Origin of the sequence: Streptomyces justiciae (assembly GCF_015163075.1) — a bacterium.
GTDB classification, from domain to species: domain Bacteria; phylum Actinomycetota; class Actinomycetes; order Streptomycetales; family Streptomycetaceae; genus Streptomyces; species Streptomyces justiciae.
The window spans coordinates 121318-145510 of sequence record NZ_JADDXU010000015.1; the positions used below are offsets into that span (position 1 = coordinate 121318).

A 24193-nucleotide genomic window follows, 5' to 3' on the forward strand; every position below is an offset into this window, starting at 1 on the left:
GTCCGCGAATCGTGCCGCGGGGGCCGCGGACGTGTTGGCCTGTCGTGGTTGGAGGGTCAGGCGGGGAGAGCCTCGATGCGGGCGGGCACGTGTTTGTGCCAGGGGACGCCGGCGATGGGGTCGCGCCTGCGCAGGTCGGTGAGGGTGTTGAGGGCGACGCCGGTGCGTTCGGTTTCGCCGTTGCCGGTGGGCAGATCGAGACCGAAACCGTTGGGCAGGGCGGCGTGTCCAGCCTGCATGCGGTCGTCGATCTCGACGGTGGCGTTTGCGGTGCCGCGCTCGGTGGTGATCCGGGCGGGCGCCCCGTTGTCGAGTCCGAGCTGCTCAGCGTCGTGCGGGCTGATGCGCAGGGTGCCGCCCTTGTCGCGCAGGCGCCAGGTGGTGTCGCGAATGATGGTGTTCGCGGTGAACGCACGCCGCTGGCCGGCGGCCAGGACGATCGGGAACTCCTCGGTGGTGTGGACGGCCGGAGTGGTGTCCAGTTCGGCGTGCAGGTCGAGCAGTTCGGGGATGGGCAGCGGAATGCGCTGGCCGGGATGAGGCACGTAGCCCCAGGCGTCGTCGTACTCGTCCTCTGTGAAGACGACTCCGGAACGGCCCTTGAGGATCGCTTCGAACAGGGCTTCTGCGTCGCCGTGCCCGGCGCGGCGCATGGCCTTGGGGTACTCCTTGGCGATGCGCTGGCACAGCGCCCACAGCACAGCGGCGGAGCGGGCACCGTCGGGCAGGGTGGGGCCGAGGGTTTCGTACAGCAGATACGGGGCCAGTTTGATGGTGCTCTTGTCGAGGACAGCCAGGGCGGCGAAAGCGAGTTTGTACGGAGTGCGGCCGAGGCGGGCCGCGGTGCGAAGCAGGGAGAGGTGGCTACGGGGGACGGCGCCGAGTTCCCGGACCAGGCGGGCGTAGATCTCGGGTTCGGTCAGCGTGCCGGGCAGTGGGTCGAGAACGGGGGCACGCAGGTGGAAGGTGTTGTGCGGGAACTCGAAGGTGAAGAAGGTCGCTTCCCACTTCTCGTACTGGGACGCGGCCGGCAGCACGTAGTCGGCCTGGCGCCCGGTCGCGGTCAGCGCGATGTCGATGACGACGACCAGGTCGAGCTTGTCGAGGGCCTTGGCGAAGGCGGCGGAGTCGGCAAGGGAGTGCGCCGGGTTGGATGACTCGATGACCATCGCCCGGAACCGGTCGGGATGGTCGTTGAGGATCTCCTCGGCGATGACGTTGCAGGGCACCAGGCCGCCGGGCATCCGCGCGCCGATGACGGGGGTGCGGCGCGGGCGGGTGCTGTAGCGGGCGAGCGGTACGACCCACGAGTGCGGCTGCATCGCGCCCTGCTTGCCGAAGTTGCCGGTCAGCAGCCAGATGAGCTTGTTGAGGTAGGAGACGAGGGTGCTGTTGGGGCCCTGCTGAACGCCCAGGTCCTCGTACGTGGAGACGCTGGAGGCGGTTGCGATCCGGCGGGCCGTCGTGCGCAGGAGTTCCTCGTCCAGTCCGCACGTGGCGGCACAGTGAGCGACGTCCACAGCCTTCAGCCGCTCGAGTACGGTTGCCGCCCCGGTCGTGTGGGTGTCGAGGAAGGCGTGGTCGACAAGATCCTCCTGGACCAGGACGCCGAGGATGCCCGACAGGCACCAGGCGTCGGTTCCGGGCCTGAGCTGCAGGTGGATGTCGGCGAGGTCGGCGGTCTCGGTCCGCACCGGATCAATGACGATCATGGTGCGGGCGGGGTCCTTGGCGATGTCCTTGAGCACGGTGCGGGCGCGGGAAACCCCGTGGGTCTGCCAGGGGTTCTTGCCGATGAAGACCGAGACCTCGGCGTTCTCGAAGTCCCCCACGGTGTGACCGCCGGTCAGGTGGGCGTCGACGAAGCCTTCGCCGGTCTTCTCCTGGGCCAGGGGGTTGGAGCGGTAGCGGGCGCCCAGTGCGCCCATCAGGGCGCCGCTGTAGGCGCCGCCGAGGTGATTGCCCTGGCCTCCGCCGCCGTAGAAAAAGATCGACTTGCCGCCGTGGGTGTCGCGCACCGACTTGAGGCGGGCGGACATCTCCCGCACGGCGGTGTCCCAGTCGATGGGGGTGAAGCTGCCGTCTGCCTCTCGGCGCAGAGGCGTGGTCAGGCGGTCCACACCGTTCTGGTAGTGGTCAAGACGCAGGGCCTTGTTACAGGTGTAGCCGCTGGTGGCGACATGTTCCTTGTCGCCACGGATCTTTGCGAAGCGCCGGCCGTCGGTCTGGATCTGGATGCCGCAGTTGTTCTCGCACAGAATGCACGCGGTCTTGTGCCAACTGGCAGTGTCGGCCTGGTCGGTCATGTGATTTCTCCTCGTCAACACCGCCAACCGTTGTGGCGTGAGAGCCCGCAGCCCGGGGGTAGGGCGGCGGCGGGTGGGGAGGTACGGACCGTGAGGTCAGCCCATGGGATTGGTGGTGTCGCGCAGCGTGGCCAGGGCAGGGGCGTACATGCGGGCCTTGATGGTGCCGAGGGTGTCGCAGGCCTTGTTCACCTGCGCCTGGGCGATCTCGATCGCGGTGGAGCGTACGGCGTCCTCGCTGACCGCCTGGTCGACGATGCCGGCGGCCGCGGCGTCGGCGCCGCCGTAGCGGCGGGCGGTGAGCATGGCCGCGTGGGCGGTCTGCGGCGACAGTCGGGACTGGATGAGCGCGGCCATGCCGGGGGTGAAGGGGATGTTGATGTCCGCTTCGGGCAGGCACCAGTAACCGCGGTCGGCGCGCATCACGCGGAAGTCGTGGGCGAGGGAGAACATCGCGCCGGCGGCGAAGGTGTGCCCCTGCAGCGCGGCCACCGTGATGACCGGCAGCGACAGCATCCGCGCGAACAGTTCGTGGACCGAGACGACGTAGTCCTGGTGCTGGTCGGCGTGGGCGAACAGCCACTCCAGGTCGAGGCCGTTGGAGTAGAACTTGCCGGTGGCCGCGGTGACCAGGGCGCGAGGGCCCTCCGCCTTCTCGACCTCGTCGAGCGCGGCACCGACGGCAGTGATCCAGTCAGGGTGGAAGCGGTTCTCGTCGTCCCCGAGGTCGAGTACGAAGACACTTTCCTGGCGGTCGAGAGTGGGCATGGGGTTCTCCTGGGTGCGGTGGGATGGAATGCGCGCCACGCCTGTGGCAAGTGGCGCGGCTCAGGGACGGCGAGGCAGGGTGAGGGCCAGCAGTTCGTGGATCTCGGCTGCGGCTGCCTCGAGTGGGGCGGTGCTCTCTTCGGCCCGGCACATGATCACCGCGCCTTCGACCGCGGCGATGATGAACGCGGCCAGTCGTCTGCTGCGCTCCTCCGGCAGACCGTTTTTCAGGAACAGGCCGGCGAGGGCGTACTGCCAACGGGCGAACACGGCCGCCGCTGAGCGGGCCAGCTGCGGCGCGTCGTCGTTGGTCTCCACGGCCACCGCCACGATCGGACAGCCGCTGCGGAAGTCGCTGTCGACGAGCCGTTGACGCCAGAGCCCGAAGAACGCGTCGATCGCCGCCAGCGCGTCATCGGCCTGCATGGCGGCGTCGATCAGTCCCGCGATGAAGTCACCCGCGAGCGCGACCGCCTCGTTGATGAGCTGCGCTCGCCCGTCTGGGAAGTGGTAGTAGACCGAGCCGCGCGGGGCGTCGCTGTGAGCGAGTACCCGGTCGATGCTCGTGGCGCTGGCCCCGTACTCGCTCAGCAGCGCGGCGGCACTGAGCACCATGCGGTCCCGGCTGCCGCCCTTGCGTGGGGTCACGCCGCCATCACCTCGCGGATGGCGAGCTGTGTGCGCGCACCCGTGGCGCGTGCCCGTTCGAACATGCCCTGTGTCCTTTCGTGCCTGCGGCGAAGCATCAAGCGACGTGTCTACTAGTCAGTAACTTAAGGTAGATGGCATAGAGCATGCAAGGGGTTGTTCGTCGCGGACCGCGGCGGGCACGTAGGTGCCCTGCACCCTGTCCTCGGCCTGCCCGAGGGGGTCGGGGCCGTCGGGCCGGGATGCAGGCGGAGTCGTTGCACCCCCGACGCCGGCCCCATCGCCGGCCCGCCAGGAGCCGCCTGCCGAGGACCGCCCGTGGAGGATCGGGCAGCGCGGGCCCGGGCCGGCGCTCGCCACGAGTCAGCAGCCGTCCGCCCTACGACCAGGGCCGGGTGGTCACCGCGATGCTGCAGGCCGGCTGGAGCGCCGAGCAGCTGCGCCATGTGATCACCGGCCGCCCGCTGCCGGAGCGGATCCGTACCTCCGTCGGCGCGATCGTCGCCGCCCGCCTGCGCTCCGCCCAGCTCTACCCGCCCCCAGCCACCGCCACCGACAGCACCGGCCGACAGGAGGCGATCGCGTGGACCGGGCAGTGCTCAACGCCATCCGCCGCTGACCGCACGGTCGAAGAAGCGATCACCTACCGGGCGCTGGTGGAGTGCTCGGGCTGCGGCAGGCCCGGCACCGCACCCGGCGAGGACCTCTGCCTGGCCTGCCTGAACTGGCCGCCATGCCAAACCTGCCCCGGCCCCACACCCCGCCGAGCCCACCCCGACGGTGACGGCTGCTGCTCGACCCGCACCCCCGGCCTGACCGCGACCGACCACCTGAAAGCGACTTCGTCATGACCGACGCGCCGCGTACGCCACCGCCAACTGCACCCGGGGCAGCCCCTGCGCCCCTTCGTCGGTGATCCGCGGCGGTGGCAGAAGGAACAGTCCCGCGTGCTGCCAAGCGCTCACCGAGATGACGCGTCAGGATGCCCAGGTCAACTTCGTCGCAGTCGTCAATCAGGCGCAGGTATCGACCGACTTCCCCTACCGGCAGCCGCAGTTCCGCGACCAGATCACGGCACTACAGAAGGCTCGGGGTCGCCCGAAACCGCCAACCGCCACGGACGATGTGGCTCAGGGCATGACTAGCAGCGCGCAGTCCGAGCGCTGGCCAGCCAACTGCGTGAGGCGAAGGCCAGCCATTGCACCGAGGCCGCGGAGTTGCAGAAGGCACTGGCCGCTGCGCACGGCGAGAATCTCAGCCTGCGACGGCGACTTCAGGCGTAGGAGAGGTGACATGAAGCGCGCGGAATGCGGCTATGAGCGGACGGGCTGCTCTTGCGAAACCATTTGTGAACCGACTTGCTCCGCCGATGTACTGGCGTCCCACCGTGAGTCTGCCGCGTGACGGAGGTAGGAGTTGTGACGGGTTATAACGCGCTTGCCGAGGTGTACGAATGGCTCATCTCGGATGCAAAGCTGGCTCCGGCCGACTTCGCTGCGTCGTTCGATGACGTCCTCAGTCTCCTGCCGTCGAACGCTCACGTCCTCGATTGTTCGTGCGGAACGGGACAGTTGGCGGTCGGCCTCGCGGGTCGTGGCATGCAGGTTGTCGCAACTGACGCCAGCGAGGCGATGGTTCGCCGGACTGCGGAATTGGCTGAGGAGTTCAAGGCATCTGTCCGGACAGTGCGGGCGGACTGGCAGGAGTTGCCCGGCCACTTCGATGACGCCACCTTCGACATGGTGTTCTGCGTCGGGAACTCGCTGCACCATGCCGTGGGTGCGAGAGGCAGGGTTGCTGCTCTGGAGTCGATGTCACGGCTTCTGCGCCCTGGCGGGCGCTTGGTACTCACCTCCCGTACTTGGGAACTCGTGAGGGCCAGAGGTTCCCGGCTGGACATCAGTGACCGACTGGTCCGTCGGAACGGTCGTGATGCCGTCGTGGTCTACCGCTGGGAGATTGCGCCGCATTGGGAGGACGAGCACCACATCGAGATTGCGATCGCGCAAGTGGATGCGGTTGGGCCGGTTCTTGTCCGCTCGGAACTGCTGTCGTGCTGGCCGTACCGATACAACGAACTCGAAGCCGAGTTGAAGCGGGTCGGACTCCGGACGGAAATGAGCACGTTCAACCCTGAGGCCGAGAACTACATGGTGGTGGCGAGCAAGGTATAGACGACGGGCTCGCAGTCCCTGTGTTAGTTACAGATTCCATGTGGTTGATGTCGAGGCCGCGCGGACCCTCGACGTAGAGGTCGTGTCGGGTGGCCCCGCCCCTTCGCAGGGAGGGGCCCTCAGAACCAGACGTGCGAGTTGTCCCCGCCCGCCTCCCCGAAACCGCACTGCACCTCGCTGTCAGCTTCCCCTTGCTCGTCTGATTGCGAAGGTTTGGGGGTGACAGACAATCGTCCCCTTGCCGTGCTTACGACTGTGCATGCCCGAAGGCTTGAGGTCTGGCGTGAGTGGACGATCGAGCGTGTTGTCAGTGGCAGGAGGGATGATCTGTTGGTGACTTCACTGCTGGATGACGTGCGCACGAGTGCGGATTGGATCGCTTCCGCTCTCGACTCTTCGGGCTACCAGGCGGATTTCTCCCCGGGCAGCCTGCGCGATGTCGAACGATTCATGACAGAGCACAGCAACTCGGGCGCGGCAGTGAAGGGCGGCCTCTTGGCCGCTGGTCTCGGGGCCCGTCTGTTCGGCGTGGGCTGCTATGTCGGCGAAACGATCCGGCTCAGTCTCGGCGGTGTCTGGGAGGCGGACGACGCGGACCCGGCAGGCGAGCTGAATGTCAGACTCCGGTTCGCCAGTGGAGCAGTGATCTGGCCGGTCCAGCGTGTGGTCAAGCGGTTCCAGAATGGCCCTGAGGACAGCCTCACCGCCTATGCGGTCTTCCTCGGTCTGGACGTGCCTGTCGACTGAGAAGGCAGTCAGTCATCCAGAGTCGCCGTTTCCTCGGCCATCTGGAGGTGACGCCGGAAGCTGCGCTGCCGTGGCGGCCGACCGCCGCACGTCGCCCCCGTCGACTACCGCGAGCGTCATGCGGTCGAGCGGAAGGCCACGGTGCGCGCTGCAACCCAACTCCTTCCCACCCCCGCCCGTTCCCCGGCCCGACGCCGGAGACGGCAAAAGCCAGCGACGACGTTGCATCGCTGCGCGCAGCCAAGGCTCTGGTGCCGGACTGGTTGTGTGCCCGCCAGGCTCCCCGTCGTTGACCAGCCCGGTCAACGAGTGATCGGCTGCTGGCGTCACGCTGTATGCGCCGGCATGGGCCATCAGCGCACGACTGTGACTTCTTGCGAGACATGATCGCCGGTGCTCGCGGGGGTCAAGCCCTGCTCCGCTGCCCACGTGCCGGCCCAAGGAACCGCGGGCCCGTACCGAGTCCTTCAGTTCCGAACGACCTGCTCGTTCTGGTCGTGCCGTACAGCCGGGCTTCCGTCAATCGCTCCATCGGTGTGAGCTCGCTCGTGGCTTCAACCTCAAGCGCCACCGTGCGATGGCACCCGAGGACAGGTTGGGCGTCCGCTACGAGGTCACGGTGTCGGTCGCGGTCCTGAATGCACGACTGTGACCAGCAGCGGAGTCATCCTCATCGGTCACCTTGTAGCCAGGGACGGAGGGCCAGCGAACCGTCAGCACCACGGACTCCTCCTCCGCGAACCAGGAGTGATCGACGCCCTGGCCCCACACGACGTAGTCCCCTTGCCGGGCCAGGAGAACGCTGCTTCCGGGCAGTTCCACCCGGAAGCGCCCGCTGATCAGGACCAGCAGGGCGGTGCGCTCTTCGCCAGTCACCCACTGAGCCCGCTCATCGCCCTGCGGATGGACCCCCCATTTGATCTCCACGTCCTCGCTGTGCCGAGGATCGGAGGCGTCCTTGAAGTGCCCCAGCAGCCATCCCCGGTCCAAAGCCGCATCGCTGCCCGCATTGCCCACGTACACGCCATCGGTCATGGCTCCGGAACGTAGCAGTCGGCCGCATCAGCACTCACACAAGCAGCCGCCGCCACGTCCACAACAGGCCCTGGTGTGGTGTCCCAGACCGAAGCGTGTGCCGTCGGCGAGCAACGTCGTCTCCTCATCGGTTACGGCCAGCTTGAGCTGTCGACCAACGACGATGCCGCTCATACACGGTCTGCACGGTCCATACCGCCCGGGAAGATCAGGCCAGGGCCCCGACGCGGGGCCACCCGGGCGCGAGGCTGATTCTCCCGGCGGACGGCAACGTGGTTTTCATGGACGGCACCAACGTGACCTGGTCCACCTGAGGGGCGATGAGTCCACGGCGCGGCCCGAGATGACACCTGCGGCCTCGGCTCGTGCCTGTTCGGGCTCAGTCGGCGGCGGAGGCCCCGTCGGGGGTGTCGAGGGCTGCAAGTGCAGCCGTGGCGTCGACGTGGAGTGGACTGTTCAGCGCCGCGAGAGCGTCCCGGGCGGTGAGCAGTGTCTGGCGGGCCTCGGGGTGTCTGAGGCCACTGAGCGCACGGCCCAGGTCCAGGCGGGCCTGCTCGGCCCAGATGGGCATGTGTGCCGCTTCGAAGTCGGCGAGTGCGTGGCGCAGTGGCTCTTCGGCCTGGTGCCAGCGCTCCAGGGCCACCAGGTCGTTGCCGATCTGCTGCCGGGCGACCGCGTGATACAGACTCACCAACTCGTCCGTGCGGCCGGGAAACCCCGTGCGGCAGATCCGCTCGCTGCGGCGGTGGATCTCCAGCGCCTCGGCCGCCCGGCCGGTGTGCCGCAGCAGGTTCCCCAGGGGGTTGAGGATGGTCAGCTCGGCCGGCCGGGCCTCGGGGGCGTTCAGCGCCGCGAGGCAGCGGGCCGACTCCCGCAGCCGGTCGTGCGCGTCGTCGGCCCTGCCCTGCCGGTGGAGTGCGCCTGCGCCGTAGCCGAGCGCCCAGCCCTCCTGAAGCCCGTCCCCGCACTCACGGGCGGCCTTCAGCGCGGCGTCGGCCGCGGTCAGGGCGGCCTCCGGGTTGTGCGCGCAGAGGTTGTGGGCCCAGGCGAGATAGTTGAGGTGAACCGCTTCGTGCCGACGGTCACCCAGGGCGCGTGCTGAGTCGGCGGCGCAGGTGAACACCTCCACCCACTGCTCCCAGTGCTGAGTCATGTCGGAGAACCAGTGCATGGCCTGCGCGGTGTCGAGGACCTCCTGGTGCCAGCCGGACCGGTGCGCCCGGTGCAGCGCGGCCAGCCACTGCGCCCGCTCGGCCTCCAGCCACCCCCGTGCCTCGCTCTTGCCGACCGGTGCCGTGTCGGGATCGGGGTCTTGGGCGGGCGTGGTCCGCTCCTGGTGGACCTCGTAGTGGAGCGCGGCAGCGGTGGCCCGTTCGAGCATCCAGCGCGCCGTACGGTCCAGGGCGGCGTCGCGGATGTCGGGACCGTCCTCCGACTCGGCCTGTTCGAGGGCGTAGAGCCTGAGCAGATCGTGAAAGCGGTACCGCTCGGCGACGGCGTCGCTCTGGAGCAGCCCGGCGTCGGTGAGCTCCTCGGCGCAGTCGACGGCCGCGTCGAAGGAGAGGCCGGCCAGCAGGGCACCCGCCTCAGGGCTGAAGTCAGGGCCTGCGGCCAGTGCGGCCCGGCGCAGGAACGTCCGTGTGACGGGCGGGAGTTGACGGTAGGAGAGGGCGAACGCGGCACGCACCTGGAGGCTGCCGGCCTGGAGCCCGTCGAGGCGGCGTCCTTCGGCGGCCAGGCGGGTGACGAGTTTGGTGAGACGTTCGTGCGGCCGGCTGAGGAGGCGCTGTCCAGCGATGCGGACCGCCAGCGGCAGGTGCCCGCACAGGTCGGCGAGGTCACGGGCCGCCTGGGCCTCGGCCAGAACGCGTTCCGGGCCGAGGATACGGGTCAGGAGTTCCACGGCCTCCTCGCGACGCAGCAGTGCCAGATCGGTGCGGTGGACGGAGTCCAGGCCCGCCAGGGAGTTGCGGCTGGTGACCAGGGTCAGTGACGGCCCGGAACCGGGCAGCAGGGGGAGGACCTGGTCCTCGTCGACGGCGTTGTCGAGCAGCAGGAGCACCCGGCGCTCACCCAGCAGTGACCGCCACAGGGCGGCGCGCTCGTCGATGCCGTGGGGTATCGCGGCGTCGGTGATGCCCGACGCGGCGAGGAGCCGGGCCAGCGCGTCCCTGGGCTGTGTCGGCTCTGCGTCCATGCCGCGCAGGTCCAGGGCGAACTGTCCGTCGGGGAAGCGGGGGGCGAGGCGATGCGCGGCGTGGACGGCGAAGGCCGTCTTGCCCAGACCGGGTTGACCGGTGATCACGGAAACCGGGGAGACCGCCGTCGGTTGTGCGGGCTCGTCGACGCCCGGTTTCCCGTCGTCGAGGGTTGCTGCCAGTTCCAGCAGCCGCGCGAGCGCCGGGCCCCGTGCCGTGAAGTCCCGGATGTCGCGCGGCAGCGCCAGTGTGTTCGGCCCGGCGGGAGCGGTGACGCGAAGACGTGGCCGCCCCAGTGCGGCGGACTTCTCCAGATCCGCCGCCTCGTCGTCGTCCAGCTTCAAAGCCTCGGCGAGTGCCTGGACCGTGCGGCGCTGCGGCCCGAGCGTGCGCCCGCGTTCCATGTCGGCCAGGGCCCTGACGCTGACCCCGGCCGCCTCGCAGAGCGCCTCCTGGCTGAGCCCGGCACGGTTCCGGAAGCGCCGCAGTTGCTGCCTGAATTCGTCGCCGGCCGGCATGGCACCGCGCACCGTTGAGATCCCCGATCGTCCGGCTCTCTCTGTGCGAGCCCCCGGCAGAAGTATGACGGCCGGTACTTCTGCCGGGAGAACCGCCTGGTGGCAAGGGTTTCACGGTGATCGACTGAGGCCCGACGCGAACGGCGTCGCAGTCCGCCCGGGCTCGTGTAAGGGGCTCGGGCGGACTGCCGCACACGTCATAGCCGACCGATCGTTCCGGCCACCGGCAACAGGCCGGTGGTTCTGCACCAGTTCACCGGGGGAACCCACCATGACCGCTGTCTCTGCCCGCTCCACGATGCTGGCCGTCGCCGGTACGGCACTGGCCCTTTCGCTCACCGCCTGCCAGGGCGGCGAGGACGACAACGCGGCGACCACGCCGCCCACTTCGGCCACCGCGACGGCGACGGCAGGCGCGTCCGCACCGGCCGCGAGCGCGGACTTGGCCGGTTCGACGGGGTCGGGCAAGCCCTCGGGATCGGCCGACCCCGGCACCTCCGACGGTTCGGCCGGCCGGCAGGCGAGCACCTCCACGCCGGCGTGCGCCGCCGCCGACGTCACCGTCACCGCGGCCAAGCAGGACGGCCCGCCCTACACCCATCTCGTCCTCACCGCGAAGAACACCTCGGGGCACTCCTGCCGCCTGGCGGGCTTCCCGCACGTCCAGCTCCTGGAGAGTCACAAGCAGGACGTCCCGGCCGTGGCCAAGAGCAAGCCCGCTGCCCCGGTCGTGCTGTCCGCGGGAGCCCCGGCCTACGCCCTGCTCAAGGTCTCGGACGGCGGAACCGACGAGGACAACGAACCCGTGTCGGCGTTCTCGTTGATGCTGGAGGGGGACTCGACGGTCATCGCCGTTACCGTGCCCAGATCGGACGGCATCGCGGCTGATCCTGCCCAGGCCCTGGTCGGCTACTGGACCCCCGAGCTCCGCAACGGCGCCGACGACTTCTGACCGTCACACCCGTTCCCGGCGGCAGCCCGTCGGGAACGGGGCGCCCATCTTCGAAGCGGATCCGGCAGTCGCAGTCCACGACACCGGCGGCGACTGAACGGCGCGCCGACGCCACAGCCCGCTGCTGCCGCGCCGCACGGGTGTGAACGATGCGTACGCCAAGTGTGAAGAATGTGGCCGAAGTTGTCCGCTTCAAACTTTGAAATGATTACAAGAAGATCACTAAAGTGAGATCTCGAACCCCTCGCACGGATGATCGCTCGCACGACGTGAGCGGCCGCGGAGGGAGCCGTCCACGTGGCTGTCCTGTGGGCGGTGAAGAAAGAAGGAGTTCGTCTTCGTGGCGCTTCACCGCCGACCCAAGCCGCAGAGCCGCACCCGCGTGAGTGTGCTCACCGCGACCGCGGCCGCTGCCGTGGCACTCACCTCGCAGGCCGCCAACGCGGCCCCGAAGCCGACCAAGAGCGAGGTGAAGTCACAGGTCGACAAGCTCTACGAGGAGGCGGAGCGAGCCACCAACCAGTACGACGGCGCCAAGGAGAAGCAGGAGAAACTGCAGAAGGAGATCGGCCTGATCCAGGACAAGGTCGCCCGCGAGCAGGACGAGCTCAATGAACTGCGCACGGGGCTGGGAACGATGGCGAGCGCCCAGTACCGTTCCGGTGGCATCGACCCCTCGGTCCAGCTGCTGCTCTCCGCCGACCCGGACGACTACCTCGACAAGGCGTCCACGCTCGAGTCGCTCTCCGCGCAGCAACTGGAGTCGCTGAAGAAGGTGCAGACGAAACAGCGTGAGCTGGCCCAGCAGCGTGCTGAGGCGACGGAGAAGCTGAAGGACCTCGCCACCACGCGCACCGAGCTCGGCGAGAAGAAGAAGGAGATCCAGGGCAAGCTCAGCAAGGCACAGAAGCTGCTGAACTCCCTGACCGCCGCCGAGCGTCAGGAGATCGCCGATACCGAGGCCCGTGCCAGCCGCACGGCGGCGGAGCGCGTCGACCTCGGCAACGAGGCGGCCGCCTCCCCCTTCGGCGCGGCAGCCCTGAACGCTGCCGCTTCCCAGATCGGCAAGCCGTACGCGCGGGGCGGCACCGGCCCCAACTCGTACGACTGCTCCGGTCTGACGCAGTGGGCGTACGCGGAGGCCGGGGTGCACATATCCCGCGTCACCTACACGCAGGTCAACGACGGAACCCGGATCGGGATGAGTGCGCTCAAGCCCGGTGACCTGGTCTTCTTCAACAACACCGAGCACGTGGGCCTCTATGCGGGCAACAACCAGGTGCTGCACGCCCCGTACCCGGGTGCCTACGTGCGCTACGAGTCGATGAGCACGATCGGATCGTTCCAGTTCGGCGTACGCGTGACGGGCTGACGTCGGCCCCAGCTTCGGTCGGTTCCCGGACGTTCTCACGACCGAGCCGGCCGAGCAGGGGACATAGGCGATTGGGCGTCAGGTGGTCGGACGGTCAGACGAAGCGACGCGCTGTGCCGGTGCGTTCGATCACCGCACAGTGTGCGGCATACGCGTGTCTTCGCCGACCGTAGGGGCAAACATTTTCTGACTGGTTGTCATACGTGCATGACGATCGAAACCGTGTCCCAGCGCCCCCTGCCCTCGCACCATCGTCGCGGCGACGGAAAGCACCCCTGCCCGCCCCTGCCGAGCGCGTACGGCCGCGTCGAGCGTGGCAGCTGACTCATGAGCAGATCGCCGCGGCGCCCGGGGAGACCACGGCGACAGTGCGGTCCGGGGAGATCTCGTGGCGTGAGCTGCCCGAACGCTACCGTCCGTGGGAGCCGGTCAGTCGTTTCGGCACAGCCGAATGCCCCTGGCCACTTGGCGCATGAGCGCGTGAGCCGGGGGATCCCCGAAGCCCCGCGGCGAGGGAGCTGCGCCCTTGGCCGGTACCGGGAACTCGACCGCGGTGCAGGGCAGCAGGCGTGCGCGCGGCGCCGCGGAGCCTCCAGGGTGCCCGGCCGGCGAGGGCCCGGGTCTCGGGGGCGGCCGGGCGGTGGGGGAGTGTCAGCAGCTCTCGTCGTCCTTGACCGCGTACAAGGTCACCGGCGTGTCCGTGGGATGTGTGCCGGCCTGCGGCTCCTGGCTGCACACCGTCCAGTTGCGGTCATAGATCTGCAGGCGGCCCTGTCCGCTGGCGTCCTGATCGTCGAGTACATAGAACCCCGCGGCCTGCGCCTCGTCCTGCGCGGCTTGCAGGTCCTGGCCCACCAGATCGGGCAGCGTCGCGGTCTCCGCGTCGGCCTCGTCCTCGACGGCGGGCGCGGACGGAGCTGCGTCTTGGGCGGCGCGGTCCTCCGCCGAGCCGTCGGTGCCCTGGACGCTGCTGTGCGACGAGTTGGAGCCGGTGCCGTCGCTGCCCTCGCAGGCCGCGAGTGTGAACAGCGCTGCGGCAGCGAGCGCGGCCGCAACAGTACGTGTGCGCATGTGGTCCCCCACCATGGTGCGTGATCTGAGAGAGCATCATGCGGTGCGTGGAGCCGGCAGGGGGGCACGGCGATGTTCCTGTGACACGAATGGGTGAGGTGAGGGCAAACTGTCGCGGTGAAGATGACAGAAACCTACGCCGCCACCGTCGCCGCAGTGGCACCGGTGATCCTGCTGGTGGCAGTGGTCGAGATCAACAACCGCCGGCAACGGGTGCGTGAGTTGTACGAGTCCCTCACGGGCCCCATCACCCTGATCCGTGCGATGTTCCGCGAAGGCGGTGATCCTTCTGCTCAGCAGGTGGAAGACGTTGCACGGCAGATGCGGGCGACGAATGTGGGGGCACGGGCCGGTCTGAGCATGGTGTTGTACGTCCTGTCCGCCGTCGCGATCATCACGCTGTTGTTCCTCGCCGAGCTCGCGTCCCTGCTGTGGTTGACCGCGTCCCCGACGGAAACGGCTTCGGGCGTGGCCCTGTTCTGCGCAGTGGCATTGGGGGCCGGGTTCGCGTGGGTCGCGTACGCTCCGATGCTCGCGCTCCTTCTCCCGATATCGCGCAACCTCTTGTATGTCCTGGGCGGAGTTGCGGACTATCGGCGCTTTGTGCGCCTTCTGCGGCACTACCGTGCTCAGGGCGCTGCCAGTACCCAGGCGGCCTCCGACGCTGCGGACGCGTGACACGGAACGTGGGCAGGAGCCGTCCGGCGGACCGCGGGCGCGTTCGAGCCGGACCAGGGTGAGGCTGGCCAGTGCCCTGATCATGTTGACCTTCGTAGGAGGAAGTGCTGGAGTCGGCAGGTGGACAGCATCCCCGCGAACCGGCGACTCTGGAACCGGAGCGTCCGAAGCCCAACTGGCCGCGGAGGCAAGCGCGATGAGAGCGGCCGGCTACCCACTGGTGCAAGGCGCCGCCGAACATCTCCCTTTTCGCCGCCGACCTTCGATGTGGTGTTCTGCGACTTCGAGGGGCTCAGCTGGGCACGCCCGCACCTGGCCCTTCCCCAGGCCGCACGCGCTTTGCGCTCCGGGTCAGTCGCAAACAGTAAGTTCCGCCGCGCCTCGACCACTTCGAGGTGCTCAGGGGAGCACGGGCGGTTGAAGCGCGTAGCCGACCGGCCTCACCCTCAGCGGTGGCCGGTTACGCAGTGACGGTCGATCCGTCTGTTGGGCTGTAGGCTGCACCCTGTCCCAGGGGACGTCCCTCAGTGATGTGACACAGCTGGAGATTCGTGTCGCCGGATGAGTCGCCTCCGGTGAGCGGCTGTCCTACGACGGCCAGTACGGGGCGCGTACGGTGGCGGCGGTCGCCAAGTTCCACTCGGCGTACGGGCTGACGGTCGACAGCGTGGCAGGCCCCCGCGACCTACGCCGAGATCTACTCCCTCCAGGGCGCGGACTGCACGCCGGTCCACCTCAGCTACGCGGAGCTCAACAAGTGCAATATCGAGCAGCTTTCGTTCCTACGCCTGCAACAGCGATCCGTTCCTGTCGGAGAGCCCGCAGGGCCGGCCGGGGGCCGGCTCTCGCCCGCCCCCGGCCGGACCCCCGTCAGCCGAGTTCCGGTTCCACCGGAAGCCACAGTTCGGCGTCGGCCTCGCTTGTCCGGGGCCGGAGGCGGGTGCGTAGGATCTCGGGTCCGGTGCGACTGCGGTACGGGTTCGACGGGAACCACTCGGTGAAGACGTCCCGCCACAGCTCCTGAATGGCCTGCGGCGCCGGCCCCGAGGTGCTGAAGACCGCCCAGGTCCCGGCCGGCACCGTCAAGGCGGTGGTGCCCTCAGGGGCAGTCGCGGAGGTGATCACGGCGTGGTAGTAGTCGAGCTCGGTGCCCTCGGCGCGACTGGGGTCAAGATCGTCGCAGACCGCGACGATCCCTTCCGGCTCCTGGTCCGACAACTGCTTCAGACGCTCCACAATCTGCGGGTCGATGCCGCGTACGAAGTCGATGATCGCCTGGTTCGGCCCCGCATGGACCAGCGGTACACGCTTCTTGAGCCCCACGACGCTGAACTCCGCCTTGTCCACAACGCGGTATCGCATGCTGCTGCTCCCTTCGACGATGAGACGGAAGGCCATCCGGGGCTGAGAGCTGAGCGGCGCGCCCGTACGTCGGGCCTCGTTCGGGCCGACGCCGTGCATGGCCCGGAACGCCCGGGCGAACGCTTCGCCGGAGCCGTAGCCGTAACGCACCGCGATCTCCAGCAGCGTTGTCCGACTCGCGAGCACATCGGCTCCCGCGAGGGTCAGCCGACGGCGCCGGATGTACTCCGACAGCGGCATGCCCGCGAGCGCCGAGAACATCCGACGCAGGTGGTACTCCGAAGTGGCCGCGACGCGGGCGAGTTCGGCCACCTCGATGTCCTGGTCGAGACAGCATTCGATGTGCTCCATCGCCTGATTGAGTCGCTCCAGCACGCCCGTCTTCCTTCCTCTTGACGACCACCACGCTAGGCAGGGCTCACCATGCCCGACCCGACATCCTGTGCCCGATCAAGTCGGGTGCGCACGAACGCCAGGACGGCGCCGGGTGGGCGCGCCCGTGGCCGCTGGGCCACATCCGGCGGCGACGGACAGCCAGCCGTCCTCTCACTGCTGGGGGCTGCTGTGCACCGATGCGCGAACGGAAGGCCAGGACGCGACGAGCAACCTGGCGGACCACCCTGAGGGTCTCCCTCCGTGAGAGCCGTGAACAGGCGGCTGACTGTCGGAAGGTGCCCGTGTGAGAAGTGAACCCGATCTCTATCTGATGGTTCCCGACCGCTTCGACGATTCCGACGCCGATTCGCAAGTGCACCCCGTGGCACGGAAGATGTTCTTCGGCTCGCGGATGGCCGATCCCTTCGCCGAAGCCGCCGAGTGGATCACGGCGCACGACGTCCGCGTCCTCGACACGGCTTGGGAGAACGCCCCCGCCGGGGAGGAGTTCTCCTGTGTGCTGAGCGTGTACTTCGTTTTCGAGGACGACGAAGAGGACTGAGCGGCGGAACCGTCGACCGATCAACACCTCCAGCAGGTTCGCCACGACCACCGGAGCCTGCTTGCGCACGGCCGCGCCGGTCTTCGAGGTGGGCAGGCTCACCATGTCACCGAGGGCGAAGGTGTTCTCGCAGGAACGGTGTTGGAGGCGGTGCCGGTCGGCGGCGCCGAAGCCCTGCGGGCCGGTGGGGTCGACGAGCGGGCTCGCCTTGACCCAGTCGGGGCGCTGTGCGGCGGGACGGCGTGCAGGTTCGTCTCCTTGGTGCCGTTCGTGTGGTCGGTGGCGGTGAGTTCGTGTGCGGCGCCGTCGACGGTGGTCGTTTCGGACCGCAGCCGGACCTTGATGCCCTAGCGGGCGGTGACCTTTTCCAGGGCCTGCGACACGGATGCCGTCAAGGACCCTTTCTCTGCGTCACTGGACGACGGCGAGGCAGGCGATCTTCTGCGGAGCGCCGCCGTGGGTGGAGGGAAGCCTCAGTGGGGCGACTGCGCCGCGTGGGTTGACCGTGGTGACCGGCGTCGCTAACTTCGTGGGATCTGCCACTTGGACAACGTTCATGATGTCGAACGGCGTTGGCGCCCGGTCGGTCGCTGCACGGTCCTGCGTGATGATCGACACCACGTACCACTGAAACAGCCCGAGTGTGCACATCCATAAGTGTGGGAGCGCTCCCATGATGTGCGGCCTGTTCGGGCGGGCGCAGCCGAGAAGGTGCCGGAGCGCGTGCTGCAGTCACGAGGAGGAGACATGGCGCAGAGTCGGAATGAGCCCGTCGAAGGGCGAAGGTCAGCGAGCCGGAGGGCCATCGTGGCGTCGATGGGCGCCCTGCCCCTCCTCGCCGCCACGGCATCGTTCGCGAGGGCCTCTGACGCCGGGTCCGCGACGGCCGCCGCCGCAGCGGTCATCGACCCGTCGGCGACGCGGCAGACGATCCGGGGCTTCGGCGGTATGGCTCATGCCGCGTGGATCGGCGACCTCACTACGGCTCAGCGGGACATGGCATTCGGGACCGGTGACGGGCAGTTGGGATTCACCCTGTTACGGATCCCGGTGCCCGAGGACCGGGCGGCCTGGAGCCCTGATCTGGCGACGGCGAAGCGCGCGGCGCAACTCGGGGCCGCCGTCATCGCGTCACCTTGGAACCCGCCAGCCTCCATGGTGGAGACCTTCGTCCGCGGCACCCAGACCGACGCACGTCGTCTCAGGTACAGCATGTACGGCGCCTACGCCCAGCACCTGAACGACTTCAACACCTACCTCCGCAACAACGGAGTAAATCTGTACGGTATTTCGGTGCAGAACGAGCCGGATTACGCCCATGACTGGACGTGGTGGACCCCGGCCGAAATGGTCCGGTTCCTGAGGGAGAACGCCGGCTCGATCGGCACCAGGGTTATCGCGCCGGAGTCCTTCCAGTACCTGAAGAACATGTCGGATCCCATCCTCAACGACCCGGTGGCGCTCGCCAACGTGGACGTCATCGGAGCCCACCTGTACGGCACGCCGTTCGGCAACTTCCCCTACCCCCTCTTCAAGCAGAAGGGCGCGGGCAAAGAGCTCTGGATGACGGAGGTCTACTACCCCAACAGCTCGGATTCCGCGGACCTTTGGCCGCAGGCTCTCGATGTGGGGGAGCACATCCACCGAGCCATGGTGGACGCCGAGTTCCAGGCCTACATCTGGTGGTACATCCGGCGCAGCTACGGCCCCATGCGCGAGGACGGCACGATGAGCAAGCGTGGCGCCGCCATGGCGCACTTCGCCCGGTTCGTGCGGCCTGGGTACGTGCGGATCGGCGCGACGGCGAATCCCGCGGCGAACGTCTACGTCTCCGCGTATCGGGGCGGTGGCTCCGCGGTCGTCGTCGCGGTGAACAAGGGGACGGCCGCGGTCAGCCAGCAGTTCACCATGGTGAACGGCGCCGGTTCCAGTGTCGCTTCCTGGCTGACCGACGCGAGCAGGAATGTCGCGTCCCAGGGCACGGCCGGCATGTCGAACGGCTCCTTCACCCGTGCACTGCCCGCTCGGAGCGTGATGACCTTTGTGATCCGCTGAACCTGGCACCCCCCGCGTAACTCCGAATCCGGTGCTGACAGGACGTCGGCGCCATATGCGTCCGAGCGAGCAGCCTGCCCTCGTAGGACCACGTCCGCGACCCCGTCACGGTGCCTGTGGTGCCCTTGCGAGGCGGTGTGGTGCGTTGCGCGGGAGCGGGAGCATCACGCGTCGCCGTTCGAATGCGGCACGGCCGTCGAACCGCCTCTTGGTTGTCCTGATGCCGTTCACCGTGCCCTCCGAGCCACCGGTCTGCACTGCAGGGTGAGGCCGGCGGTGCGGAGATCTCGGAGCCGGCGGAGCGGGCCGGTCCTTCGGCGAGGGGCGGGGCGGTGCTCGGTGATCCAGCAGGTGGCCGCCCTCAACCGCCCCCCTTGCAGTGGATGCAAGGCATCGACTGGGAGGCGCGCCGCCCGCTACTCGTTCTGCCGAGCCGGGGCGGCGTCAACAGCCGGGATCTCCGGGACAGCCCAACGGGGCAACGGGATGACCGCGTTCCAGACGTCACTGCCGATGCCCTGTCGGGACTGTAGATCCGCCCGTCACTGCCGGGCGTTGCTGGGGGAGGGCCGGGGACCGGCGGCGCGGCGGAGTCGGTTGGCGATCGCCAGACCCAGCCCGTCCTCCGGCGGCAAGGACGCGATGATCACATCGCACCCTTGCTCATCGAGTTCGCGCAGGAACCCGTACAGCCCGCGCGCGTAGGCGGCCATCGAATCAGGGAGGGCCACAACGAAGTGCGCCTTCACCGGAGCGTCGGCGAAGGGGGCAGGGAGCAAGACGCCGACCTGGTGTCCGTGCTCCTGCGCGCTCTGCGCTTCGGCGATGACCTCCTCGGGCTCGACGAGGATGACCCGCGCCTGTGGGGCGTAGTGTGACGGATGCTGGCCCGGCACCCGGACGCTGCTCGTCGTGGGGACCGCCAGCGGGTGGCCCAGCACCGCTTCGAGGTCCTCACGTGACGCCCCGCCGGGCCGAAGGATGCTTGGGATCTCGCCCGTGACATCGACGATGGTCGATTCGACACCGACCTCGCAGGGGCCGCCGTCCAGCACGAAGTCGACGGCATCCCCGAGCTCGGCACGGACATGGTCCGACGTGGTGGGGCTGACAGATCCGAAGCGGTTGGCGGAGGGGGCCGTGACACCGCCGCCGAAGGCCGACAGCAACGCGAGTGTGAGGGGGTGGTCGGGCACGCGCACGGCCACCGTCTCCAGGCCACCGGTGGCTTCGAGAGGGACTCGGCGGCCGCGCCGCAGGACCAGGGTCAGGGGCCCGGGCCAGAAGTGTTCGGCCAGCAGGCGTGCGGTCGCCGGTACTTCCTCGACCCATTCGGCCAGCTGCTCCGCACCGCCGATGTGGACGATGAGCGGGTGGGAGGGCGGCCGCCCCTTGACGTGGAAGATACGCGCGACGGCGGAGGGATCCTCGGCGTTGGCGCCCAAGCCGTAGACGGTCTCGGTCGGGATGGCCACAAGGCCTCCGTCGCGCAACACGCTGGCCGCAGTTTCGATGTCACTGGTTCTTGCCATCACCCGCGCAATCCTCTCACTGATCCCGCTCTGCGTTTTCCGTGCTCCCGGGCCCCATTGGCGCATGCCACCGAACCGTGGCCGACAGGAGCCCGGAGGCACGAGGGCCGTCACGGCAGGGCCGGGGATGATCGCCGGGAAGGCACGTGCCTCATCTCCCGTGCATCATCCACGATGTTGTCGTGCGTGATACGAGACAGCCGAAGTGGTCCTCGCATCCGCGGGGGCCCGGTGTGCAGCCGGTCGATCTCGGCCAAAAGATAGTCCACGTGCGGACGCACCTGCGTCTGCACTGCTTCGCTCCAGTTCTCCTCTGAATAGCGGCAGTTGATATGGAGCTGTTTGGCGTGCCCGGGGACGGCGCGGTGCTCGGCGGGAGTTGGGCGCCCCAGGCGGCGCCATGGTGATCAGCAGGGCCAGATCTGCATTCCCGGCGCCGACACTGATGGTGAGAGCACCCCGTACTTCCGTCTGACGGATGAAGCCGTGCAGTTCAGTGGCAGGGGCATCGGCCGCGCATGGCGAAGAAGGCCGGTGGGTTCCCAGCTGTGTGTTTCGGCTCCTGAGGGGCATTCGCACGGCACACGAGCGACGAACCCCAACCCGAAGGAGGCATCACCATGTTGGCCATCGTTTCCGCAGTCCTGTTCTTCATCGCGTTCCTGATCAACGCGGCTGACATCTCGACCAATGACACCTTCAGCTCGACCAATGTGATGCTCCTCGGGCTGGCCGTGCTCGCTTTGCATCTCGCGGGTATCGGCAGCGGCTGGTCGCGTGGCGGCCGCAGACGCTGACACCGGCGCCGTCACGCGCGCTGATGCCGACCGTGCTCAGTCATGGGTCCGCGTGGTGCCCGGTCCGCACCGTTCACAGGCGGGACCTGTCGGGTCGACCAGGGACGAAGCCCCAGGCTGAGGGCGGCGGCTGCCGTGTTGCCGAGGTGGACATGGCGCCGCCGGTCGCGGCACGCGGCAGCCTGCACGAAGCTGCGGAAGACGGACGAGATCTTCCTGCACTGTCCACAGCCCCTGCGCGTCACTCACGCGGGGACGGAACAACGCCTCGACGGACCCTGGTTATGCGGGGTGAATACGATCAGATCAGCGCCGAACGTCTCGGCGGTCTCGGTGATCGACTCGGCCACCTCAGTGGTCAGGCCCCGGGTGGGGCTGGCGGACGCCAGGACGCCCTTCTCGCCAGCGCCTAACACTGAGGTGCGAATTCTGTATGTCATCGCCTCCGCCGCCACCGTCGTCGCCCTCAAGGACGACACCGGTCGCTCCTCACGCTGGTGCTGATCGGTGGCGCCCGTACGCCCCGAGGGCGACAGGCGGCGCACGGGGCAGTGTCGACCGCCTCGCACGGGTCACCCAGCATTCCCGGTTCGGTTTGCCGTCCCGGCGGGCACTGGTGCGGGCCAGGCGTTCTGCCGCCGGGGGATGAAGGACGAGGTGCCCGACCACGTGGTTGCTTGTGGGACCTCTTTGGTCTGCGGGGCAGCGGGTAAGCACCAGGGGGTCTGGATGCGGTCGAGTGCATGCTGCTGATCAGAGGCCGTCGTGCTCGGCTGCTCGGCGCAGGGGCATGTGTGCCTGAGCCGTCTCACACCCCTGCGGTCAGGGTGCGCTTCAGGGCGTACTGAGCGTGGCCAGGTAGGTGGTCACCAGGGTGCGGGCCCAGTCTGCGGTGGCGGGTTCGGGGGTGAAGACGGCGCGGTAGTAGACCGGGCCGAGGAGGAAGTCCGCCGCGCTCTCCACGTCGATTGCCGTTCCCCCGCGGTCCTGTTCGCGCTGGATGATGGCGGCGAGCTGGCGGTGGCGGTCCTCGACGCAGGCGCAGCCGCCTGCCGGACCGGAGCCGATGGTCGCGCGCATGAGGGCGAGGGTGTCGGGGTCGGCGACATCGGTGGCCACGTCGGCGAGCCAGCGTCGCAGGTCGTCGGCCAGGGAGCCGGAGTCGGGGACGACCAGGTCGTCGGTGAAGCGGCTGCCGGCGACGTCGGTGAGCAGCTGGGCGATGGATCCCCAGCGCCGGTACAGGGTGGTGGGGTGCACACCGGCGCGTGCGGCCACCGCGGGCAGGGTCAAAGTCTCCGCCTCCTCCTCGGCGAGGAGTTCCGCGACAGCGCGATGGACGGCCGCCCGCACCTTCGCGGAGCGGCCGCCGGGACGTACCTGGGTCGACGAGTCAGCCATGAGGAAATTATCGCACTGATCGCTGCGTTAGTGGTAGCGTCCTAAACGCATCGATCACTGCTTTTGGAGTTCGCCGTGTCCGGTCCCGCCCCCTCTCAGCTCCAGCCCTCCGCACCGTCCGCCGACCAAGTGGCGCCACCGGAGGAAAGGCGACGACGACTGAGCCGCCCCGTGGCCTTCGCCTCTCTCGCGGTCGTTTTCGTGCTCTTCATGGCTGCCTCCAGCGCGCCCTCCCCGCTCTACGTCGTCTACCAGCAGCAGTGGCACTTCACCGCCACCACCCTCACCACGGTCTTCGCCGTCTACGTGCTCGGCATGATCGGGGCGCTCCTCGTCCTCGGCGCCCTCTCCGACCACCTCGGCCGCCGTCCGGTCCTGCTCTCCGCGATCGCACTCGAAGCCGTCTCCATGGTTCTGTTCCTCACAGCGGGAAGCGTCGGCCTGCTGCTGACCGCCCGCCTCGTCCAGGGCATCGCCACCGGGGCGGCGATGACCACACTCGGCGCCGCCCTGTCCGACCTCAACCCCGCGCACGCCCCGCACCGGGCAGGCCTCGTCACGGGCACCGCGCCGACCTTCGGACTCGGACTGGGCGCGCTGGGATGCGGGCTCCTCGTCGAATACGGTCCGCACCCCACCCGCCTCGTCTACGTGCTGCTGCTCCTTGCTCTGGTCGTGGCCGGTGCCCTGCTGTCGGCCCTGCCCGAGACCTCGCTGCGGCGCCCCGGTGCCGCCCGTTCCCTCCAGCCCCGCCTGCGCATCGCCCCCCACCTGCGGGCCGACCTGCTGAGCCTGGTCCCGATCCTCATCGCGAGCTGGGCGCTCGGCGGCCTCTACCTTTCCCTCGGCCCGTCCGTCGCCGCCGGCCTGTTCGGCCTCTCCAACCACGTCGTCGGCGGACTCGTGGTCACCCTGCTCACCGGCCCGGCCTTCCTCACCGCCCTCGCCCTGCGCGGCTGGCCCGTCGGACGAACCCTCGCCGTCAGCGCGATGCTCCTCCTGGCCGGCACGGCAGTCGCCCTGACCGGTGTGGAAGCGCACTCCCTGACCGCGGCCGCGCTCGGCACCGCGATCGCGGGCGTCGGATTCGGCGGCTCCGCCCTGGCCAGCTTCGGCACCCTGGCCCGGATAGCCCGCCCCGCCGAACGCAGCGAACTGTTCTCCGTCGCCTTCGTCATCTCCTACCTGGCCTTCAGCATCCCCGCCGTGATCGCAGGCATCGCCGCCACGCACGCCGGCCTGAAGGACACCTTCGTCACCTACGCGGCCACGGTCGCCGCACTGTGCGCCCTGGCCCTGCTCGCGCAACGCCTGCGCATGGGCCGGGCCCCTGTCACCCCAGGCGTTCCCCAGGCCTGAGGAGCCACCCGAGTACGGGTCGCCGCGGCTGGCCCGATGCCGCGGCGACCTCGATGTGTCGGATGGCCGGTTGACTGCTGTCCGTGAGCGCGCCGGTGTCATACGGCGCTCGGGCGGGCTCCGCGTCCGAGGGCCGCATGCGTAGTCGTCGGGGGTTCGACATCAGAAGGCCGAACCACGCGCTTGCATGGCGAAGAACGTACAAGAACCCGGTGGAGTCAGCGCCTTGGATCATTCCGGGCGACGGCGGCTTCCCACCCGAAGTCTCCCGCCCCAGCTCGTA

At 68.9% G+C, this 24193-nt stretch carries 19 protein-coding genes and 1 pseudogene; 10 read left to right on the forward strand and 10 right to left on the reverse strand.

Annotated elements, in window-relative coordinates; all coding sequences use genetic code 11:
* Nucleotides 1-56: 56 nt before the first annotated feature.
* From IQ210_RS34215 to IQ210_RS34225, 3 genes are all read right to left on the reverse strand, one after another.
* On the reverse strand, nucleotides 57-2306 hold the full coding sequence (locus IQ210_RS34215; RefSeq protein ID WP_194083067.1) for a molybdopterin-dependent oxidoreductase: 2250 nt from the start codon (nucleotides 2304-2306) through the stop codon (nucleotides 57-59).
* Nucleotides 2307-2402: 96 nt separating this feature from the next.
* Nucleotides 2403-3074: an enoyl-CoA hydratase-related protein gene (locus tag IQ210_RS34220; protein ID WP_194083068.1), complete on the reverse strand. Its 672-nt coding sequence runs from the start codon at nucleotides 3072-3074 to the stop codon at nucleotides 2403-2405.
* A gap of 60 nt (nucleotides 3075-3134) precedes the next feature.
* Nucleotides 3135-3722 carry a TetR/AcrR family transcriptional regulator gene (locus tag IQ210_RS34225; protein ID WP_322657326.1) on the reverse strand — a complete coding sequence of 196 codons (588 nt, stop codon included), beginning with the start codon at nucleotides 3720-3722 and terminating at the stop codon, nucleotides 3135-3137.
* Nucleotides 3723-4102: 380 nt separating this feature from the next.
* Between IQ210_RS34225 and IQ210_RS34230 the strand changes: the two are divergent.
* The 3 genes and pseudogenes from IQ210_RS34230 to IQ210_RS34240 all read left to right on the forward strand — a co-directional run.
* Nucleotides 4103-4573: pseudogene (locus IQ210_RS34230) on the forward strand (hypothetical protein); the annotation flags it as partial.
* 567 nt (nucleotides 4574-5140) lie between these two features.
* Nucleotides 5141-5896, forward strand: a complete 756-nt coding sequence (locus IQ210_RS34235; RefSeq protein ID WP_194083190.1) for a class I SAM-dependent methyltransferase — start codon at nucleotides 5141-5143, stop codon at nucleotides 5894-5896.
* A 333-nt stretch (nucleotides 5897-6229) separates the two neighbouring features.
* Nucleotides 6230-6643 carry a hypothetical protein gene (locus IQ210_RS34240; protein ID WP_194083069.1) on the forward strand — a complete coding sequence of 138 codons (414 nt, stop codon included), beginning with the start codon at nucleotides 6230-6232 and terminating at the stop codon, nucleotides 6641-6643.
* Nucleotides 6644-7249: 606 nt separating this feature from the next.
* Here the strand turns inward: IQ210_RS34240 and IQ210_RS34245 are convergent.
* Both IQ210_RS34245 and IQ210_RS34250 read right to left on the reverse strand, forming a co-directional pair.
* Nucleotides 7250-7678: a cupin domain-containing protein gene (locus tag IQ210_RS34245; RefSeq protein ID WP_194083070.1), complete on the reverse strand. Its 429-nt coding sequence runs from the start codon at nucleotides 7676-7678 to the stop codon at nucleotides 7250-7252.
* A gap of 379 nt (nucleotides 7679-8057) precedes the next feature.
* Entirely contained in the window at nucleotides 8058-10394 is a 2337-nt protein-coding gene (locus IQ210_RS34250; RefSeq protein ID WP_194083071.1) for an ATP-binding protein, read from the reverse strand.
* Nucleotides 10395-10665: 271 nt separating this feature from the next.
* Here IQ210_RS34250 and IQ210_RS34255 point away from each other — a divergent pair, with 271 nt between their 5' ends.
* Both IQ210_RS34255 and IQ210_RS34260 read left to right on the forward strand, forming a co-directional pair.
* Nucleotides 10666-11346, forward strand: coding sequence for a DUF4232 domain-containing protein (locus tag IQ210_RS34255; protein WP_194083072.1), 681 nt, complete (start codon nucleotides 10666-10668; stop codon nucleotides 11344-11346).
* Nucleotides 11347-11686: 340 nt separating this feature from the next.
* Nucleotides 11687-12718: a C40 family peptidase gene (locus IQ210_RS34260; protein WP_194083073.1), complete on the forward strand. Its 1032-nt coding sequence runs from the start codon at nucleotides 11687-11689 to the stop codon at nucleotides 12716-12718.
* Between the two features lie 651 nt (nucleotides 12719-13369).
* Here IQ210_RS34260 and IQ210_RS34265 read toward each other — a convergent pair.
* Nucleotides 13370-13789 (reverse strand): PASTA domain-containing protein, encoded by a 420-nt coding sequence (locus tag IQ210_RS34265; RefSeq protein WP_228048919.1) that lies wholly within the window; start codon nucleotides 13787-13789, stop codon nucleotides 13370-13372.
* Between the two features lie 117 nt (nucleotides 13790-13906).
* Between IQ210_RS34265 and IQ210_RS34270 the strand changes: the two genes are divergently transcribed.
* Entirely contained in the window at nucleotides 13907-14467 is a 561-nt protein-coding gene (locus IQ210_RS34270; RefSeq protein ID WP_194083075.1) for a hypothetical protein, read from the forward strand.
* An 870-nt stretch (nucleotides 14468-15337) separates the two neighbouring features.
* Here IQ210_RS34270 and IQ210_RS34275 read toward each other — a convergent pair.
* Nucleotides 15338-16204 (reverse strand): AraC family transcriptional regulator, encoded by an 867-nt coding sequence (locus tag IQ210_RS34275; RefSeq protein WP_194083076.1) that lies wholly within the window; start codon nucleotides 16202-16204, stop codon nucleotides 15338-15340.
* Between the two features lie 304 nt (nucleotides 16205-16508).
* Between IQ210_RS34275 and IQ210_RS34280 the strand changes: the two genes are divergently transcribed.
* Nucleotides 16509-16766 (forward strand): hypothetical protein, encoded by a 258-nt coding sequence (locus IQ210_RS34280; protein ID WP_194083077.1) that lies wholly within the window; start codon nucleotides 16509-16511, stop codon nucleotides 16764-16766.
* A 411-nt stretch (nucleotides 16767-17177) separates the two neighbouring features.
* On the opposite strand, the gene IQ210_RS47995 is transcribed toward IQ210_RS34280, so the two are convergent.
* Nucleotides 17178-17309 (reverse strand): hypothetical protein, encoded by a 132-nt coding sequence (locus IQ210_RS47995; RefSeq protein WP_256785403.1) that lies wholly within the window; start codon nucleotides 17307-17309, stop codon nucleotides 17178-17180.
* Nucleotides 17310-17513: 204 nt separating this feature from the next.
* Between IQ210_RS47995 and IQ210_RS34285 the strand changes: the two genes are divergently transcribed.
* Nucleotides 17514-18821, forward strand: a complete 1308-nt coding sequence (locus IQ210_RS34285; protein ID WP_194083191.1) for a glycoside hydrolase — start codon at nucleotides 17514-17516, stop codon at nucleotides 18819-18821.
* Nucleotides 18822-19363: 542 nt separating this feature from the next.
* Here IQ210_RS34285 and IQ210_RS34290 read toward each other — a convergent pair.
* Complete coding sequence (locus IQ210_RS34290; protein ID WP_194083078.1) at nucleotides 19364-20353, reverse strand: L-threonylcarbamoyladenylate synthase; 990 nt, start codon at nucleotides 20351-20353, stop codon at nucleotides 19364-19366.
* A 620-nt stretch (nucleotides 20354-20973) separates the two neighbouring features.
* On the opposite strand from IQ210_RS34290, the gene IQ210_RS34295 reads away from it, so the two are divergent.
* A complete protein-coding gene (locus IQ210_RS34295; RefSeq protein WP_128111923.1) occupies nucleotides 20974-21150 on the forward strand; it encodes a hypothetical protein in 177 nt (58 codons plus the stop codon).
* Between the two features lie 834 nt (nucleotides 21151-21984).
* Here the strand turns inward: IQ210_RS34295 and IQ210_RS34300 are convergent.
* Complete coding sequence (locus IQ210_RS34300; RefSeq protein ID WP_194083079.1) at nucleotides 21985-22551, reverse strand: TetR-like C-terminal domain-containing protein; 567 nt, start codon at nucleotides 22549-22551, stop codon at nucleotides 21985-21987.
* A gap of 129 nt (nucleotides 22552-22680) precedes the next feature.
* On the opposite strand from IQ210_RS34300, the gene IQ210_RS34305 reads away from it, so the two are divergent.
* Complete coding sequence (locus IQ210_RS34305; RefSeq protein WP_322657392.1) at nucleotides 22681-23910, forward strand: MFS transporter; 1230 nt, start codon at nucleotides 22681-22683, stop codon at nucleotides 23908-23910.
* The last annotated feature ends 283 nt before the right edge of the window (nucleotides 23911-24193 follow it).